The 17,264-nt window shown below is 66.9% G+C and carries 18 protein-coding genes; 9 read left to right on the top strand and 9 right to left on the bottom strand.

Translation table 11 applies throughout. The features are described from left to right. Positions 1-13 precede the first annotated feature (13 nt). Positions 14-772: a CoA-transferase gene (locus AB0L57_RS31685; RefSeq protein ID WP_364970175.1), complete on the top strand. Its 759-nt coding sequence runs from the start codon at positions 14-16 to the stop codon at positions 770-772. Beyond that, a complete protein-coding gene (locus tag AB0L57_RS31680; RefSeq protein WP_364970172.1) occupies positions 769-1,857 on the top strand; it encodes a nitronate monooxygenase in 1,089 nt (362 codons plus the stop codon). Before AB0L57_RS31685 ends, AB0L57_RS31680 begins: the two co-directional genes overlap by 4 nt. Positions 1,858-1,926: 69 nt before the next feature. Here the strand turns inward: AB0L57_RS31680 and AB0L57_RS31675 are convergent, their stop codons facing one another. Together AB0L57_RS31675 and AB0L57_RS31670 are read right to left on the bottom strand one after the other, a co-directional pair. Then, a complete protein-coding gene (locus AB0L57_RS31675; RefSeq protein WP_364970169.1) occupies positions 1,927-2,565 on the bottom strand; it encodes a carboxymuconolactone decarboxylase family protein in 639 nt (212 codons plus the stop codon). Positions 2,566-2,612: 47 nt separating this feature from the next. After that, the gene (locus AB0L57_RS31670; protein WP_364970166.1) at positions 2,613-3,179 is read right to left on the bottom strand and encodes a VOC family protein; all 567 of its coding nucleotides are present in this window, start codon (positions 3,177-3,179) and stop codon (positions 2,613-2,615) included. A gap of 64 nt (positions 3,180-3,243) precedes the next feature. Here AB0L57_RS31670 and AB0L57_RS31665 point away from each other — a divergent pair, with 64 nt between their 5' ends. From AB0L57_RS31665 to AB0L57_RS31640, 6 genes are all read left to right on the top strand, one after another. Then, a complete protein-coding gene (locus AB0L57_RS31665) occupies positions 3,244-3,879 on the top strand; it encodes a TetR/AcrR family transcriptional regulator (protein WP_364970163.1) in 636 nt (211 codons plus the stop codon). 242 nt (positions 3,880-4,121) lie between these two features. After that, complete coding sequence (locus tag AB0L57_RS31660) at positions 4,122-5,354, top strand: CaiB/BaiF CoA-transferase family protein (protein WP_364970288.1); 1,233 nt, start codon at positions 4,122-4,124, stop codon at positions 5,352-5,354. Then, positions 5,351-6,271: a hydroxymethylglutaryl-CoA lyase gene (locus AB0L57_RS31655; RefSeq protein WP_364970160.1), complete on the top strand. Its 921-nt coding sequence runs from the start codon at positions 5,351-5,353 to the stop codon at positions 6,269-6,271. The genes AB0L57_RS31660 and AB0L57_RS31655 overlap by 4 nt, the downstream gene beginning before the upstream one ends. Before the next feature lie 45 nt (positions 6,272-6,316). Then, positions 6,317-6,700 carry a nuclear transport factor 2 family protein gene (locus AB0L57_RS31650; protein WP_364970158.1) on the top strand — a complete coding sequence of 128 codons (384 nt, stop codon included), beginning with the start codon at positions 6,317-6,319 and terminating at the stop codon, positions 6,698-6,700. Continuing rightward, positions 6,697-7,872 (top strand): acyl-CoA dehydrogenase family protein, encoded by a 1,176-nt coding sequence (locus tag AB0L57_RS31645; RefSeq protein ID WP_364970155.1) that lies wholly within the window; start codon positions 6,697-6,699, stop codon positions 7,870-7,872. The genes AB0L57_RS31650 and AB0L57_RS31645 overlap by 4 nt, the downstream gene beginning before the upstream one ends. Continuing rightward, positions 7,863-9,248 (top strand): phosphotransferase family protein, encoded by a 1,386-nt coding sequence (locus AB0L57_RS31640; protein WP_364970152.1) that lies wholly within the window; start codon positions 7,863-7,865, stop codon positions 9,246-9,248. The genes AB0L57_RS31645 and AB0L57_RS31640 overlap by 10 nt, the downstream gene beginning before the upstream one ends. A gap of 87 nt (positions 9,249-9,335) precedes the next feature. Here AB0L57_RS31640 and AB0L57_RS31635 read toward each other — a convergent pair whose 3' ends face one another. The 4 genes from AB0L57_RS31635 to AB0L57_RS31620 all read right to left on the bottom strand — a co-directional run bounded on the left by AB0L57_RS31635 (position 9,336) and on the right by AB0L57_RS31620 (position 13,542). Beyond that, positions 9,336-9,881: a hypothetical protein gene (locus AB0L57_RS31635; RefSeq protein ID WP_364970150.1), complete on the bottom strand. Its 546-nt coding sequence runs from the start codon at positions 9,879-9,881 to the stop codon at positions 9,336-9,338. Positions 9,882-10,055: 174 nt separating this feature from the next. Beyond that, the gene (locus tag AB0L57_RS31630; protein WP_364970147.1) at positions 10,056-11,576 is read right to left on the bottom strand and encodes a long-chain-fatty-acid--CoA ligase; all 1,521 of its coding nucleotides are present in this window, start codon (positions 11,574-11,576) and stop codon (positions 10,056-10,058) included. Positions 11,577-11,586: 10 nt separating this feature from the next. Then, entirely contained in the window at positions 11,587-12,531 is a 945-nt protein-coding gene (locus AB0L57_RS31625; RefSeq protein WP_364970144.1) for a cyclase family protein, read from the bottom strand. A 135-nt stretch (positions 12,532-12,666) separates the two neighbouring features. Next, positions 12,667-13,542: a helix-turn-helix transcriptional regulator gene (locus AB0L57_RS31620; protein ID WP_364970142.1), complete on the bottom strand. Its 876-nt coding sequence runs from the start codon at positions 13,540-13,542 to the stop codon at positions 12,667-12,669. Positions 13,543-13,698: 156 nt separating this feature from the next. Between AB0L57_RS31620 and AB0L57_RS31615 the strand changes: the two genes are divergently transcribed. Further along, positions 13,699-14,292: a short chain dehydrogenase gene (locus AB0L57_RS31615; RefSeq protein ID WP_364970139.1), complete on the top strand. Its 594-nt coding sequence runs from the start codon at positions 13,699-13,701 to the stop codon at positions 14,290-14,292. A gap of 69 nt (positions 14,293-14,361) precedes the next feature. Here the strand turns inward: AB0L57_RS31615 and AB0L57_RS31610 are convergent, their stop codons facing one another. The 3 genes from AB0L57_RS31610 to AB0L57_RS31600 all read right to left on the bottom strand — a co-directional run. Continuing rightward, positions 14,362-15,513, bottom strand: a complete 1,152-nt coding sequence (locus tag AB0L57_RS31610; RefSeq protein ID WP_364970285.1) for an acetyl-CoA C-acetyltransferase — start codon at positions 15,511-15,513, stop codon at positions 14,362-14,364. A 108-nt stretch (positions 15,514-15,621) separates the two neighbouring features. Then, entirely contained in the window at positions 15,622-16,239 is a 618-nt protein-coding gene (locus AB0L57_RS31605; RefSeq protein ID WP_364970138.1) for a TetR/AcrR family transcriptional regulator, read from the bottom strand. Positions 16,240-16,301: 62 nt separating this feature from the next. Next, a partial coding sequence (locus AB0L57_RS31600) for a hypothetical protein (RefSeq protein WP_364970136.1) occupies positions 16,302-17,264 on the bottom strand: 963 nt, incomplete at its 5' end.

Here is a 17,264-nt window from a genome sequence, read left to right as displayed (position 1 = left end):
TTGAGGAGGCCCGATGACCGACACCACCACCATCACCCGCGCGGAGGTCTGCGCGGTCGCTTGCGCCGAGATCTTCCGGGGCGCGGGCGAAATCATGGCCAGCCCGATGTCGCCGACCCCCACCATCGGGGCCCGGCTGGCACGGCTGACCTTCGAGCCGGATCTGCTGCTGTCCGACGGTGAGGCGCTGTTCTTCGCCGAGACACCGGCGCTGGGCGCCAAGGCCCCCACCGAGGGCTGGATTCCGTTCGGCAAGGTGTTCGATGTGGTGGCCTCCGGGCGGCGCCATGTTGTCATGGGCGCCAACCAGATCGACCGCTTCGGCAATCAGAATCTGTCCGCCTTCGGCGCATTGCAGCAGCCGAACCGGCAGATGTTCGGGGTGCGCGGCGCGCCGGGTAACACCATCAACCACCCGACCAGCTACTTCGTGCCCAAGCACAGTAAGCGGGTGTTCTGCGATCAGGTCGACATCGTCTGCGGAATCGGTTACGACAAGATCGATCCCGAGAACCCGGCCTACCGGTTCCATCACCTGCACCGCGTGATCAGCAACCTGGGTGTCTTCGATTTCGGCGGGCCCGACCACACCATGCGTGCGCTGTCGCTGCATCCCGGTGTGAGCGCCGACGACGTCGCCGAGAACACCGCGTTCGAGATCGTCGGCCTCGACACCGCCGAGGTGACCCGCACGCCCACCGAGGAAGAGCTGCGGATCATCCGCACCGTGCTGGATCCGAAGGGGATTCGGGAGAAGGAAGTGGCGTCGTGAGTGTCCGCCTGCGCACTCCGCTGACCGAACTGGCCGGCATCGAACATCCGATCGTGCAGACCGGTATGGGCTGGGTCGCCGGCCCGGGTCTGGTCGCGGCCACCGCCAATGCCGGTGGCCTGGGCATTCTGGCCTCGGCGACGATGACGCTCGAGGAACTCGAGGTCGCCATCACCAAGACCAAGGCGAAGACCGACAAGCCCTTCGGCGTGAACATCCGCGCGGATCTGTCCGACGCACCCGACCGGATCGAACTGATGATCCGCGAGGGTGTGAAGGTGGCCTCCTTCGCACTGGCCCCCAAGAAGGAACTGATCGCGCGCCTGAAGGACAACGGCGTGGTGGTCATGCCGTCCATCGGTGCGGCCAAGCACGCGGTCAAGGTGGCCTCGTGGGGTGCGGACGCCGTGATCGTGCAGGGCGGTGAGGGCGGCGGGCACACCGGTTCGGTGGCCACCACCCTGCTGCTGCCTTCGGTGCTGGACGCGGTCGACATCCCGGTCGTGGCCGGTGGCGGTTTCTTCGACGGGCGCGGCCTGGCCGCGGCCCTGTCCTACGGCGCCGCCGGTGTGGCGATGGGTACCCGATTCCTGCTCACCCAGGATTCGAGTGTGCCGGATTCGGTGAAGCAGCAGTATCTTTCGCGTGGCCTGCAGGACACCGTGGTTTCGCTGAAGGTCGACGGAATGCCGCACCGGGTGCTCAACACCGAACTGGTCGACAAGCTCGAACATTCGGGTAGCTATCGCGGCCTGGCCGCCGCGGTGTCGAATGCCGTCAAGTTCAAGGGTATGACCGGCATGAAGTGGTCGACCATGATCAAAGACGGACTCGCCATGCGCAAGCAGAAGGATCTGACCTGGTCTCAGGTGATCATGGCGGCGAATACCCCGATGCTGCTGAAAGCCGGCCTGGTGGAGGGCGATACCCACGCCGGCGTGCTGGCCTCCGGTCAGGTCGCCGGCATCATCGAGGATCTGCCCACGGTCGCCGAGCTGATCGACCGGATCGTCGACGAGGCGGTGGAGCGGATCGACGCGCTCGCATCGCTGCGCGACAGCGCCGGCTCGGGCACCTCCGCATAACGGAAAATCTCTCGGTCACAACGTAGGAGGCCGTCGCATCCCGGATGGGACGCGACGGCTTCCTGCGGTTCACTGCCCCGACAGATCCGCGGACAGGTCCCGCACCTCGACACCCTCCGGAATCGCCACCTCCTCGATCGGTTCCGGCCGGTCGTCGAATTCCAGCCGTAGCGCCCGGCACATCGTGGCGTGCATCTCGTAGAGCGCGGTGATGTAGGTGAGCTCCAGGATCTCCGGATCGCCGAGGTTGGCCCGCAGGATCGCGAACACCTCATCGGGCACCCGGCCACCGTCGTGGACCAGGCAGTCGGTGTAGGCCAGGATCGCGCGTTCGAGTTCGGAGAAGCAATCGGCGACCTGCCACGACGGAATGGCCGCGATCTTCTCCTCGGGCGCACCCAGCGAACGCATCTGCTTGCAGTGCTGGGAGAAGACGAACTGACTACCGCGCGCGTATCCGGCCCGGCACTGGCCCAGCTCCCGCAACAATGGATCCAGCCGGGAGTTCCGGTACACCGCGAAGCCCCGGACCGCGTGCCGGAACACCTCCGGTGACTGGGCGAAGACGGTCCACCAGTCGCCCGGGGTGGCGTGGATGGTGCCATGATCCACGGCCGGGTCCTTGTCGGGACCGAACAGCCGATCGTAGTAGAACAGAATTCGCTCGTCGGTGACTTCGGCGCGGGGAACCTCACGCAAGCGGGGCATATTCGTAAACCTCTCGGGTAGTGCCGATTTCGCTGCTGATGCGGCCGTCAGAGTCCGGCGGGGGCATGCCGGTCGGCCGCCGTCTTCGGCTCGTGTGACACATCGGATGCGGTGAATGTGCGCGTCCAGCAAGCGAATTCGAGAAGAATGCCGTCCGGGTCCTGAAAATAGAACGAACGCACGAAGGTGCCGGGATGTACGTGCCGCGATACGCCGTCGGGGCTGTCGTCGTGATTGAGAACCCGGCTGACCTTGATGCCATCGGCCTTCAATCGCTGGTAGTAGTCGTCGAACCGCTCCGGCGGCACCGCGAAGGCGACATGGTTCATCGACCCCACCCCACTGGCCAGCTCACCTTCGTCCGGCAGCCCCTTCGGCGCCGCGAGCCCCGGGGTGGCATCGGGTGAATCCGCCAGCCAGAAGAAGGCGACGGTGTTGCCGCCACCGCAGTCGAAGAAGAAGTGCTGCCCCAGCCCACGCGGTAGATCGATCGTCTTGATCAGGGGCATACCCAGTGTGCCGGAATAGAATTCGATCGTTCGCCGCATATCGGAACACACCAGCGCCAGATGGTTGATTCCGCGTAGTTCGAATTTCTCGTTGGAGGCGCTCATCGCAATCCTTTCGACCACCTTAACTGACTTGACAGTCATGTCATGTTCAGGAATAGTGTGGTCCGTGCCGAAGTCATCTGTCAATAGCGCACCCGCCGCTGTCGAGACCCTCACACCGCGCGGTCGCCGAACACGTGACGCGTTACTGGATGCCGCACAGACGGTTTTCGAGACGGTCGGATTTCTCGACACCCGGGTGGAACAGATCAGCGAGGCGGCCGGTGTCTCCTACGGGACCTTCTACCGGTATTTCGAATCGAAGGATCATGTGTTCGGCGAGCTGAGCACCCGATTGTTCGAGGACATGCACCATCGCGATCCGGCCCCGGGCGAGCTGTCGCCGACGGCCCGGCTGATCGCGGCCAATCGTTCCTACTACGCGGCCTACCGGCGCAATGCCCGCATGATGGCGATCGTCGAACAGGTCGCGACGTTCAACGAGGAGTTCCGGCAGCTGCGCCACGAACACCGGCGCCAGCTGATCGATCGCACCTCCCATGCCATTGCCCGCTGGCAACGCGAAGGGCTGGTACGCAAGTCCCTCGATCCCGAGCTGGCCGCACGGGCCATGGCCGCGATGGTCGAACACACGTTGTATCTGTGGTTGATCCAGGGCGAGGACGCCGACGAAGAGGCGCTGCTGAACACCCTCGACCAGATGTCGGTCGGCGCACTAGGACTCGATCCGGACGACAAGTAGGCAGCTGGGACCGGGTGCGGGCGCTTCGCATCGACACAGGAGGCATCGTGAGCGACAATCGCGCAGCGGCTCACGATGCCGACCGGGTGCGGGTGCCCCGCATCAATACAGGAGGCATCGTGAGCGACAATCGCGCAGCGGCTCACGATGCCGACCGGGTGCGGGTGCCCCGCATCGACACAGGAGGCATCGTGACAACCGATCCGCAATCCAGTTCGCCGGCCGAAACCGACATGGCGCCAATGGATCCCGGGCCCGGCGCCCTGGACGGGTTCCGGGTCCTGGAGCTCGGGACGCTGATCGCGGGACCGTACTGCGGCCGGCTGCTCGGTGACATGGGCGCCGACGTGATCAAGATCGAGGCGCCGGATCGCCCCGACCCGCTGCGGGATTGGGGGCAGGCCAGCGGCGGCCACCAGTACTTCTGGACCGTGCACGCCCGCAACAAACGTTGTGTGAGTCTGGATCTGCGGGTACCGGCCGGGCGCGAGGTGTTTCTCGAGCTGGTGCGTACCGCGGATGTCGTGGTGGAGAGTTTCCGGCCCGGCACCCTGGAGCGCTGGGGTATCGGATACGACGTGCTGAGTGAGCTCAATCCGGGGCTCGTGCTGGCGCGCGTCTCCGGCTACGGGCAGACCGGGCCGTATGCCTCGCGCGCGGGCTACGCCTCGGTCGCCGAGGGCATCAGCGGCCTGCGCCATCTCAACGGATTCCCCGGGCAGGCGCCGCCGCGCATGGCCCTGTCGATCGGTGACAGCCTGGCTGGGCTGTTCGCCTTCCAGGGTGTGCTCGCCGCATTGCTCGTGCGGGAACGGACCGGTCGCGGCCAGATCGTCGATGCCGCGTTGACCGAGGCGTCGCTGGCGATTCAGGAGTCGACGGTGCCGGATTACCACAAGACCGGCCATGTGCGGCAGCCCTCGGGTACCCGGCTGGACCGGGTCGCGCCGTCGAATCTGTACCGGGCCAAGGACGGGCTGTGGGTGATCATTGCGGCCAATCAGGACACCGTGTTCAAGCGACTGGTGACCGCGATGGAGCGACCCGAGCTGGCCACCGACTCCCGCTACGCCACACACGGTGCGCGCGGTGAGCGCCAGGACGAACTCGACGAGATGATCGCGGCGTGGGCGGGCGATTTCACCGCCGCCGATCTGATCGAACTGCTGAACCGGCACGGCGTGGTCGCCGGCCCGGTCAACACCGTCGCCGAGGTCATGGCGGATCCGCAGTTCACCGCGCGCGGGATGTTCGTCGATCATGTCGATCCCTCGGTGCGCAGCACGGAGCCCGAGTTCGATCCGGTTCCGGTCAAGGGCGTGGGGGTCGTGCCGCGGCTCAGCGACACCGCGGGCGGAGTGCGCTGGGGTGGTCCGAGCCGACCCGGAACCCATACCGACGAGGTACTCACCGACCTGCTGGGATATGACCGCCAGCGGCTCGACGGCCTGCGGGAACAGGGCACGATCGGATGAACGCCACACCCGATGTCGAGATCCGCGAGGTCGGCCCGCGCGACGGACTGCAGATCGAGGATCCGATCCCGACCGAGGCCAAACTGGAGTTCATCGACGCGCTCGTCGCCACCGGTGTGCGCCGGGTCGAGGTGACCTCGTTCGTGTCCCCGCGCGCGATTCCGGCGCTGGCCGATGCCGAAGCGGTTGCCGCCCAGCTGAATCGGTGGCCGGGTGTCGAATTCTCGGCGCTGGTCGCGGGTCTCGGCGGGGTGCGTCGTGCCCTGGCCGCCGGAGTGAACGGCCTCGAGTACGTGGTCTCGGCCTCCGACGGGCACAGTCGCGCCAATGTCGGCCGCGACAGTGCCGAATCGGAAGCCCTCATCGCGCCCATCGCCGAGCAGGTGCACCGCGCGGGTGGGCGGCTCGAGGTGATCATCGCCATCGCCTTCGACTGCCCGTTCGACGGACGCACGCCGCCGGATCGAGTCGTCGACATCGCGGCGCGAGCGCTGGCGGCCGGAGCCGACACCCTGTCGATCGCCGACACCGTGGGCACCGCGTCTCCGGTCCGGACACAGGATCTGATCGACCGCGTCCGTACCGTGGCACCCGAGGTCGATCTGGGGATTCACCTGCACGACACGCGCGGTCAGGGGCTCGCCAACGCCTGGGCCGCCTACGGGCACGGCATTCGCCGATTCGATTCCGCCGCAGGCGGTCTCGGCGGTTGCCCGTTCGCGCCCGGTGCGAGCGGCAATATCGCGACCGAGGAGTTGGCGTACCTGTTCGAAGACGGTGGCATCAGCACCGGCATCGATATCGACCGGGCGCTCGATGCCGCCCGGTTGATCTCCCGGCTGCTCGGCAAGTCCGTCGGCAGCAATCTGCTCGCCGCGGGCGGCCGCCTGCGACCGGGCGCCCCGACGGCGCGCTGATCCGCCCGCCGCGTACGAGAATCACCCCGGAAGAAGGTTCTTCGCATGGACGAACTGGCCGATCGCTTCTTCGCCGCAGTCAGTGCGGGCGATACCGAAACGCTCACCTCGCTGTATTCACCCGATGCCCGGATCTGGCACAACGACAAGCAGGCCGAGGAGACCGTCTCCGAGAATCTGCGAGTGCTTCGCTGGCTGTCACGGACGGTGGAAGACCTTCGCTACGAGGACATTCGGCGGCACTGCCTGCCCGACGGTTTCGCCCAGCAGCATGTGCTGCGCGGCCATCTGCCCGGATACGGCGCGCTGGAGGTACCGGCGAGCCTGTTCGTGCGGATCGACGACGGTCACATCACGCGGATCGACGAATACGTCGACTCCGCCGCGACGCAGCCTCTGCGCGAGGTCTCGGATCGGACCCGCCGATGAGCACCACACCGCAGCTCGCCGAATTGATCACGCGCATGCGCTCCTTCATCGACGAGGAGGTCGTTCCCGCGGAACCGGTGCTGGCCGCCGAGAGCGCGGAGGCCGACGCCGCGCTGTCCCGATTGAGGGATCGCGCGAAGGAACTCGGACTGTGGGCGCTGGGCCATCCCGCCGAACTCGGCGGTGGCGGTGTGCCTTTCCTGGATTTCGTCCATCTCAACGAGATCATCGGCCGCTCGGAATTCGGGATGCTCGCGGTCGGATCGGTGTCCATGCAGGACACCATCATGATGTACCGGCACGGCAGCGATGAGCAGCGACAGCGCTGGATTCCGCCGATGGTGGCCGGTGACATCCTGCCCTCGGTGGGGCTGACCGAACCGGAGGTCGCCGGATCCGATCCCACGCTGATCGCGACCACTGCCGAACTCGATGGCGACACCTGGATCGTCAACGGGCACAAGTGGTTCACCACCGGTGCGCAGCAGGCCGCCTACTGTACGGTCTTCGCGCGCACCGAACCGGAATCCGAACCTCGGCACGCCCGGATCAGCGCGATCATCGTGCCCACCGATACCCCCGGCTTCGAGATCGTCCGCTCCATTCCGACCATGGGACACGATCCGAGCGATCACTACGAGGTGCGCCTCACCGATGTGCGGGTGCCGGCCGCCAATCTGCTCGGTGAACGCGGTGCGGGTTTCGTGGTGGCGCAGGATCGGCTGGGCCCGGGACGGATCTTCCACTGCATGCGGTGGCTCGGGCAGGCGCAGCGTGCCTACGAATTGATGTGTGCGCGAGCCAATTCCCGCTACGTTCACGGGTCGCTGCTCGCGGACAAGGGCGAAATACACCGCTATGTCGCCGAATCCGCGGCCGAGATCCACGCCGCCCGGCTGATGACCCTCGATGCCGCCCGCGCGATGGACGCCGGCGAGGACTATCGGGTGCGGGTGGGGTTGATCAAATTCTGGGGTGCGCGCATGCTGCACAATGTGATCGATCGCGCTATCCAGGTGCACGGTGCCCTCGGACTCACCGCCGACACCCCGCTGGAGCGGATGTACCGCCAGGCCCGCTACGCCCGTATCTACGACGGTCCCGACGAGGTGCATCGGATGTCGACCGCGCGCCGGCTACTGCGCTCCTCCGAGGCCGCGCCGTGGCTGTGACTCCGGAACCGGCGGCGGGACAATCGATCACATTCGAAGACGGTGTGCGTGCGATTCTCGGCGCCGTCACCGGGCAGGCGGTCTCCGATATCGCGTTGCGACAGTTCACCGGCGGTGCGAGCCGGCAGGTCTACGCGATCGACGCGCGTGGTGAGACGGATGAACCGCTCCGCGCGGTGCTGCGCCGCGACCCACCCGGGCACGGCGATGCGCTGCGCATGCGTGCCGAGGCGGCCTGCCTGCGGGCCGCTGCCACAGCCGGGGTCCCGGTGCCCGCGGTCTTCGCGGCGGCCGACGACGCGGCGGGGATCGACGCGCCGTATCTGCTGATGGAACGAGTCGACGGTGAGTCGATTCCCCGTCAACTGCAACGGAATCCGGAGTTCGAACAGGTGCGGCCGCGGCTGGCCGGGGAACTCGGTCACGTGCTCGGCCTGATCCATCGCACCCCGCTCGACACGCTGGACATCCTCGACGACCACGACCCCCTGGCCACGATCGAGCAGATCTACCGCGATCTCGACGATCCCCGGCCGGTGGTCGAGGCGGGACTGCGCTGGCTGCGCGAGAATCCACCGCAAGATCACCCGAAGGCGCTGGTGCACGGTGACTTCCGGCTCGGCAACTTCCTGATCGCACCGGACGGGGTGCGCGCCGTACTCGACTGGGAGCTCGCCCATCTCGGCAATCCGATCGAGGACCTGGGCTGGTTGTGCGTGCGCTCCTGGCGGTTCGGCGCCGAACCGCCGGTGGGCGGACTGGGAACCCGCGAGCAGTTGCTGGATGGGTACCAGCGGGCCACCGGCTATCGGCCGAGCGCGGCGGAGCTGCACTGGTGGGAGGTTTTCGGGACGCTGAAATGGCTGGTCCTGAGCCGCTTTCAGGCCGAGCGCCATTTCAGTGGGGCCGAGCGCTCGATCGAACTGGCCGCCATCGGCCGCCGGGCGTGCGAATCGGAATACGATCTGCTCGACGTCCTGGGACTACTCGACCCATCGGTGGAAATTCCGGCGTCGGCGCACACAGCCGCGACCGTTCACGATCGGCCCGCGCCGACCGAGATCCTCGAACTCGTCGCCGCGACTCTCGAGGACGACATCGGTTCCGCACTGACTCCAGAGCAGGGCCGGTCCCGCTATCTGCTGCGGGTGTGCGCCAACCTGCTGGGCATCGCGGCGCGGGAACTGTCGGCGGGTCCCGCGACCACCGGCGAAGTGCTCGGATCGCTCGGCGCGGTGGGCTGCGAATCGGAGCGGGAGCTCGCCGAACAGCTGCGCGGCGGACGGTTGTCCTACTCGGAAGACACCGTGCGCCGGACCATGTCGACCGCAGTGCTCGCTCGCCTGCTCATCGCGAACCCCCGCCACATCGGCTGATCCCGGGCCGACACGGTGCCACCGGTCGCCGTCCGAGCGCTGTGCGCTGGTGGGGCCCGTCCCGATTCGCCCAGCGGCAGACCGCTCCTACTCCCGGTCCTGGGTCTCGTCCGCGCGCTCCTGTTCGTTGAACAGCGCGCGCGCCTCGTGCGGCGGAATCGAGGACGACACCTCGACGATGCGACCGGAGTCACCGACCAGGAAGATCGATCGGCCGACCGGCACATCGAGAAATGCCATGGGGTCGTTGTCATCCACCTCGACCGGGGCGTACACACTCCAGCCGGTTTCGAATCGCTCCGCGGTCAGATTCTGCGTCGGATAATCGATTTCACGATCTTCGATCAGCTCCACCACCCGGGCGATCGCCGCGTCGGCCCCCGTGGGCGCTGCCGGGCTGGACTCGCCGCGCTGCTCGGCTTCGAGCCGATCCGCGAGCTGCGACCGCTCGGCCTCCTGGCGGGCCAGGAGTTCGGCACTGTAGGCGTCCCACAGCTTTCCGTCCCGTTCGCTGTCCGGGGTGTCCTCACCGAAGCCGAATTCGTTGCCGGGATGGTCACGGCAGAACTGATCGAACAGCCGGCCCAGTTCGATACTGTGCCGGCGATTGAGCTCTATTCTTCTCGGATCCATCGGCAGGTCCTCATCGTCTGTCGAACCGCGATGGAACGGGAGGATCCACCGCATTCGTCCTAGCGCGACGGTAGCAATTCCGGCTGGTCCGGTCACCGGAGTTCACGAAGGTATTCCCGATCCGAGACGACAGTGGGCCCGCCCGAGGTCGGGCGGGCCCAGCGTCGAGGTCACTCAGGAGAACCGATCGCGGAGATCGCGTTTGAGAATCTTGCCGGTGACGTTCTTGGGCAGCGCCTCGACGAACTCCACCCGCCGGGGTACCTGGAATCCGGCCAGATGTTCGCGGCATGCCGTGATGATGTCGTCAGCCGTCGCGGTGACCTGGTCGCGCAGAACGACAACCGCGCACACCACCTCACCCCAGGTGTCGTCTCGCACGCCGATCGCCGCGGCCTCCGCCACCTGCGGATTGCGGTACAGCGCCTGTTCCACCGTCAGCGAGGCGACATTCTCACCGCCGCTGATGATCAGGTCCTTCTTCCGATCGACGATGTAGACGAACCCCTCCTCGTCCTGGCGGACCATATCGCCGGTGCGGAACCAGCCGTCGGTGAAGGCGGCCGCGGTGGCTTCGGGGTCGTCCCAGTAACCGATGCTCACCTGATCCGCGCGTACCACCATCTCGCCGATCGCACCGGTCGTCACCTCCGCGAAGTCCTCGTCGACGATCCGGATATCGGCCAGCCGCATGGGCTTTCCGGCCGAAGCCAGCAGGTGGGTCTCTCCGTTCGCGGCCCGGCGATGCGCGTATTCGTCCAGATGCAGGACATTGCCGGCGAGTTCGGTCATCCCCATGCCCTGGTAGAAATCGCAGCCGAACCGTTCCAGCCCCGCGCGCAGGACGGCGGACGGGATCGCCGAGGATCCGTATCCGATCGCCCGCAATGTCTGGAGCGAGTGGTGCTCCAGTGCCGGGTCCTGTAGCAGGAAGTTGATCATCGTCGGCGCCAGGCCGGTCTGGGTGACCTGCCATTCGTCGACCAACCGCAGGAAAGTCGCGTTGTCGTAGCCGCGCAGAATGCCCACGGTGGCGCCGAGCAGATGATTGATCAGCACCACGTACCCGCCGACGTGGCACAGTGGGAAACAGAACAGGAAGACCGTCTCCTCCGGAATCGGCCACTGCAGTGCCGAAGAGGTCACGCCCGCAATCAGATTGCGATGCGAGACCATGACGCCCTTGGGGGTGCCGGTGGTTCCACTGGTGTACACCAGCCAGGCGATATCGTCGGGGCCCGGCCGGTACGCCGGTGCCTGCGAGGAGGCCGGTCCCACGAACCCGTCCCAGTCGAGCGCATCGTCGGAGCTCCCGATCACCACGACCGTGGTCACCGATGGAATGCGGTCGCGAATCCCGCGCACCAGATCGGCGAACTCCTGCGCCACGATCAGCACCCGTGCCCCGGAATGCTGGATCAGCCCGGCGATCTGGTCCGGATGCAGCCGGAAGTTGAGGATCGTCAAGGCCATTCCGGCCATCGGCACACCGTAGTAACAGTGCAGATAATGCGTGTTGTTCGTCGACAGGATCGCCACCCGATCCCCCGGATCGGCCACGCCCAGCAGTGCGTTCGCCAGTCGCCGGCAGCCGTCGCGCAAGGCGCGATAGTCCAGCGTCTCGTTCTCGAACCGCACCGCTATCCGGTCCGGATGTTTGCGTGCGCCGTATTCGACGATGTCACCGATCAGCATCGAACCGACCTCACCGGATCGCCAGCGGGTTGATCGGCGAGCCGACACCGCGGGTGAACGGCAGCGGCGGTCCGGCGTAGAAGAAGTCCCATCGGCCGTCGGCCGCACAGGCGGCGGCGAGCTCCTCGAAGTCCAGCATCTCCGCGAGTGTCATGCCCATATCGCGAATGAGGACCATGTGCAGTTCGAAGGCGCTGCCCGGATGTTCGCCCGGCATGACCTCGATCGCCCAGTTGTCGGAGCCGACCACGGCCACATCGCGGTCCCGCAGCCAGCTCGCACAGTCCAGACCCAGCCCGGGTTCGCCGGCCATGAATCCCGCTGCGTCCTTGTCCGCCAGGAACTTCCGCCGCCAGCCGGTGCGGATCAGGAGAATGTCACCGGCACCGACCTCGACCTGCTGTGCCGCGGCAACGGCCTCGAGTTCATCCGGACCGATCGCCGTACCGGCGTCGAGCCAGTCCACCCCGCGATGGCGTGCCACATCGAGCAGCACCCCGCGCCCGGCGATACCTCCGGCCTGGGTGTGGATTCCGCATTTGCCGGCACCCTTCACCGTCACGCCGTCGCCGGGATGACCGTTGTAGAGCTGATCGTCGTAGTGCACATGGGCCAGCGAGTCGTATTGCGAACCGGCCTGCAGCGGCATGAACACATAATCGTCGGCCCATTTGAAACCACCGGGCAGCACCTGTTCCTGACCGGTCTCCGACATCAACCGGATCGGGTTGGTTCGCGCACCGCCGGGTTGCGGGCCGTCCCCGTCGAGTGGGATGCCGAGCGCGAACATCTCACCCGTACAGATGAGCTCCGACGCGGCCCGCACCCGTTCGGCGGTGATCAGATTCGTTGTGCCCCGCTCGTCGTCGGCTCCCCACCGACCCCAGTTGCGAACCTTCCGGCCCAGCGCGCGCATATCGGGAACTTCCGGCACCGTTGCCTCCTGCCAACTCATGACCTGACAGTCATGTCATTTTTGTGCGGCAAGTGTGTCCGAAGGCACATCGAGTGTCAATAGACGGATGTCAACTTGCGCCGGAAAGGCCAGGCCCTCCACGTTTCCGCAGGAAATCCTGGTTATTCACCTCGGCTATCCGGACGTGTCGCCGACCGGCATCGTGGTGGCGGTCAGATCGGCGAGGATCCGCAGGGCCGCGTCGGAGGGTGAGCCCGGTTCGGCATTGAAGACGGCCACGCGTTGTCCGTCGTCGTTCGGGAGGGTCATGAATTCGGTCGTGAGTGCCATGGTCCCGACGAGGGGGTGGCGGTAATTGCGGTCGGCTCCACCACAGTCGCCGACTGCGTGCGCGGCCCACAGCTTCGCGAACTCGGGACTTCCCAGACTCAGTTCGCCGATCAGGTTGCCGAGAGCAGGGGCAGCGGAGTGCTGTCCGGCGATCAGTCGCAGGTCCGCCACGGTGGAGCGGGCCTTGCGAGGCCAGTCCTCGTAGAGCTCGCGGATATGTGGGTCGAGGAACACCATGCGGGCGATATTGGGGCGATCGCCGGGACGGTTCGGGGCATCGAAGTCGAGGTGTCCGGCCAGCAGGGCGTGTGCCATCGGATTCCACGCGAGCACGTCGACGAAGCGTCCCAGGACCAGCGCGGGCACATCCCCGAACGACTCGATCATCAGCCGGACTCCCGGCCGTACCCGCTCGGGTTTGTCCGGGCGCCGACTCTTCGGCTTCGGCCGGGCCAGCGAATACAGGTGAGCACGCTCGGCCTCGTCCAATCGCAGAACGCGGGCGACAGCGTCGAGGACCGCGTCGGAGGCGTTGGGGCTCTGCCCCTGTTCGAGACGCGTGTAGTAACCGGCGCTCACCCCGGCCAGCTGGGCGAGTTCCTCGCGGCGCAGGCCAGGAACGCGGCGGCGGCCACCGTAGGTGGGAAGCCCGGCGTCGGCGGGCCGAAGTCGCGCCCGCCTCGATCTCAGGAACTCTCCCAGCTCGGTACGCGCGCTCATGCGTACCAGTGTCACCTACGCGCGGCGGCCGAGCCTGTACCTGTCGGATGTAGTCACGGCAGACCTACGTCCGGCAGCGGGCTGGGTCCGGGTCGTCGACCGTTGCAGGCTCGTTCCGACACAACAGCCGCGATCTGGATCCATGAGGGACGAACTATGAAGATTCTCGTGATCGGTGCCACCGGGACCATCGGCAGCGCCGTGGCCGACAGCCTGGCAGCGCGCCATGAGGTGGTACGGGCCGCACGCCGCGGACCGGTATCGGTGGACATGGCCGATGCCGAGACGATCGACGCCCTGCTCGCAGCGGTCGGCGAAGTGGACGCGGTGGTGTGCTGCGCCGCGAGCGGCGGTCTGACACCGCTGAACACCCTGTCGGACAACGACTTCTGGACGGGCCTCGACGGAAAGCTCATCGGTCAGGTGAATCTGGTCCGGCGCGCGATCGCCCACGTACGGGACAGCGGATCGGTGACGCTGACCAGCGGCCGGTTCGCCGAGCCCGTCCCGGGAAGCTCGCTGGGATACCTGGTCGACGCGGGCCTGGAAGCGTTCGTACACGCCGCGGCCACCGAGATGCCGCGTGGCATCCGCTTGAATACGGTGAGCCCGGGCTGGGTGCGCGAAACCCTCCTCGGGCTGGGGATGGATCCGGCCGCCGGCACCCCGGTCGCCGATGTCGCGCAGGTATACGTGGACGCCGTGGAAGGCACGGCCCACGGCCGCACCCTCGATGTGGGCGCGGCGTGAGCGTCGACCGAAAGACCGGATCCGGGTTGCCTGCGGACAGCGATCGCCGCCGCAGGCTCGCCGGACCCCTCAGGCGATCCGCTCGATGATGGTGGCGTTGGCGGTGCCGCCACCCTCGCAGATGGTGAGCAGGCCGTAACGGCCGTTCACGCGCTCGAGTTCGTTGAGCAGGGTGGCGAACAGCTTCGCTCCCGTGGCGCCGAGGGGGTGGCCCAGCGCGATGGCGCCGCCGTGGACATTGACCTTGTCGGGGTTGGCGCCGGTTTCCTTCAGCCATGCCAGGACCACCGAGGCGAAGGCCTCGTTGATCTCGATGACATCCATGTCGTCGATGGTCAGGCCGGTCTTCTCCAGCGCCCACCTGGTCGCCGGGATGGGCGCGGTGAGCATGTAGATCGGATCGGCGCCGCGGGCGCTGACGTGGTGGATGCGGGCGCGCGGCTTCAGACCGTATTCGGCGACGGCCCAGTCGGAGGCGAGCAGGGTGGCGCTGGCGCCGTCGGAGATCTGGCTGGCGACCGCCGCGGTCAGCCGGCTGCCGTCGGCCAGCGGCTTGAGGCCGGCCATCTTCTGCAGGCTGGTCTCGCGCGGTCCCTCGTCGATCCAGAAGTCCCCGACCGGGACGATCTCACGGTCGAAGGAACCCTCGGCGATGGCCTTACGGGCGCGCTCGTGCGAGCGAAGTGCCCAGTGCTCCATATCTTCCCGGCTGATGTCCCACTTCTCGGCGATCATCTGCGCGCCATTGAACTGCGAGACCTCACCGGTGCCGTAGCGGTGGTCCCAGCCCGTCGAGCCGACGAACGGGGAATCGAAGCCGTACTCCTTACCGGCGAGCATGGCGGCCGAGATCGGGATGGCGCTCATGTTCTGCACACCACCGGCGACGATCACCTCGGCGGTGCCGCTCATGATGGCCTGGGCGCCGAAATTGATTGCCTGCTGGCTGGATCCGCACTGCCGGTCCACCGTGGTGCCGGGCACCTCCTCCGGGTAGCCGGCCGCCAGCCACGCGGTGCGCGCGATATTTCCGGCCTGCGGGCCGATGGCGTCGACACAGCCGAAGATCACATCGTCGACCTTGCCCGGGTCGATGTCGTTGCGGCCCAGCAGACCCTGCAGTGCGGCGGCACCGAGATCGGCGGGATGCACACCGGCCAGCGCACCACCGCGCTTGCCGATCGGGGTCCGCACGGCATCGATGACATAGGCCTCGCGCACCGGTGCGTACTGGCGGCGATCGGACGGTGTGGACATGTAACGCTCCTCTTGAAAAGGTGCCGGGAGCCATGCGTCGCAATGACACGGTCCGGCGGACGCGGCTTCGGATTATGTTGTTTCGGAACGGGTTTCGGGATTGGTGAGCCCGTCCAGCACGATGGTGAGGTACTGCTTGGCGAGGATGTCGGCGGTGATGCGGCCACCGGGCGCGTACCAGCGCACGGCCACCCACACGGTGTCGCGCAGGAAGCGGAAGGCGAGTTCGACATCGAGTTCGGACCGGAAGCTGCCGTCGCGGACCCCCTCGGTGAGCACATTGCGCCACAGCCCCCGGAACTCCCGGTTGTATTCGGCGATGTACTCGAAACGCGGTGTCTCACTGAGCCTTTTGGCCTCCGCCTGGTAAATCGCCACGGCGGAATGCCAGCGATCGAAGGATTCACAGGACGCGATGACCAATGCCTCGAGCGTGGCCCGGGGCGACAGGCTGGCAGCGACGATCTCGCGGTAGCGGCCGAACAGATCGTCGAGGAAGCCGCGCAGGATCTCGTCCACCATCGCCTCTTTGGAGTCGAAATGGTGATAGAGACTGCCCGACAGGATGCCGGCCGCATCGGCGATATCGCGGACCGTGGTCGCACGCAGGCCGCGCTCGGCGAACAAGCCGGCGGCCAGGCCGAGCAGTTCGTTGCGGCGTGCGGATTTGGAGGCCTCGGATGCGGTCACTCGGCCATAATACAACCAAGCATTTGCTTGGTCCAGCATGGCCGATCCACGCAGGCGGTCGCTCAGCGAATGGAATAGCGCAACGGCGAGGACATCGACAGATCGACGAGCAACCGATCACAGATCTCCAGAGGCGGCAGCCCGGCCCGCTTCATCCGCGCCACCAGCGCCAGCCGCCGTTCACAACTGTCCCATTCCACCTGCAGCGGGCCGCGATCCGGACCGGCGTCGACGGTCGCGAACACCCGGGGCGGGCCGCCGGGTTCAGGAACCTCGCTGAGCTTGAGCACCATTCCGCGCCGCCACGCCAGATAGGTGTCGCGATCGGCCGCGTCCTCGAGTTTGCCGGTCGCGGCCGACAGCCCCTGGTCGATACCTTCGGTGAACGCGATGTGATCGAACCGGAACCGGCGGCAGCGGCGCACCACCTCCAGCAGATCGGCGCGGACCTCACACAGCAATTCGGTCTGTTGCCGCCGACGCTCCCGGGCCGGATCGGACTCCCCCGGCGCGCACGCCGCGCCGATCCGGCGAGCACGTCGCAGGTCACGGGCCATATCGGCGCGCAGCGCGGCACGCGGATCGCGGGCGATCTCGGCTTCGTCCACCTGATGCGCACGCAGAATCCGCGCGGCACGCGAAGCGATGTCACCAGCGTGATCGAGTAATTCGGCGCCGAGTGTGAGCGCGGCCAGCACCACGCCGTCCTGCTGCCGCCGAGCCAGCACCATTCGGCGTATCAGCTCGAGCTCCAGTAATTCGTTGTCATCCTGAGAACCGTCCAGACCCATGGGGCTTGGTCCCTTCGAACCGTCGGAACCGGACAATCTCAGGATCGCACAGGTGGAGGCGGTCGGCGCAGTGATTATTTGCCTCCGCTTCGCTCCGGCGGGGTTTTTGGCCTTCGCTTCGCTTCGGCGGGGGTTCACGGCCCCTTGGTCTCGCCGTTCGGGTGCCGCTGCTTGCTCCTTCGTCGCTTGCGCGAAGTGTTCGAGATTAACGATCAGCCCGCCGCCGGCGTCGTC

This window comes from Nocardia sp. NPDC052254 (assembly GCF_040679495.1).
Taxonomy (GTDB): Bacteria; Actinomycetota; Actinomycetes; order Mycobacteriales; family Mycobacteriaceae; genus Nocardia.
Note: the sequence above shows the minus strand (reverse complement) of the source record. Positions and strands in the feature narration are given on the sequence as shown.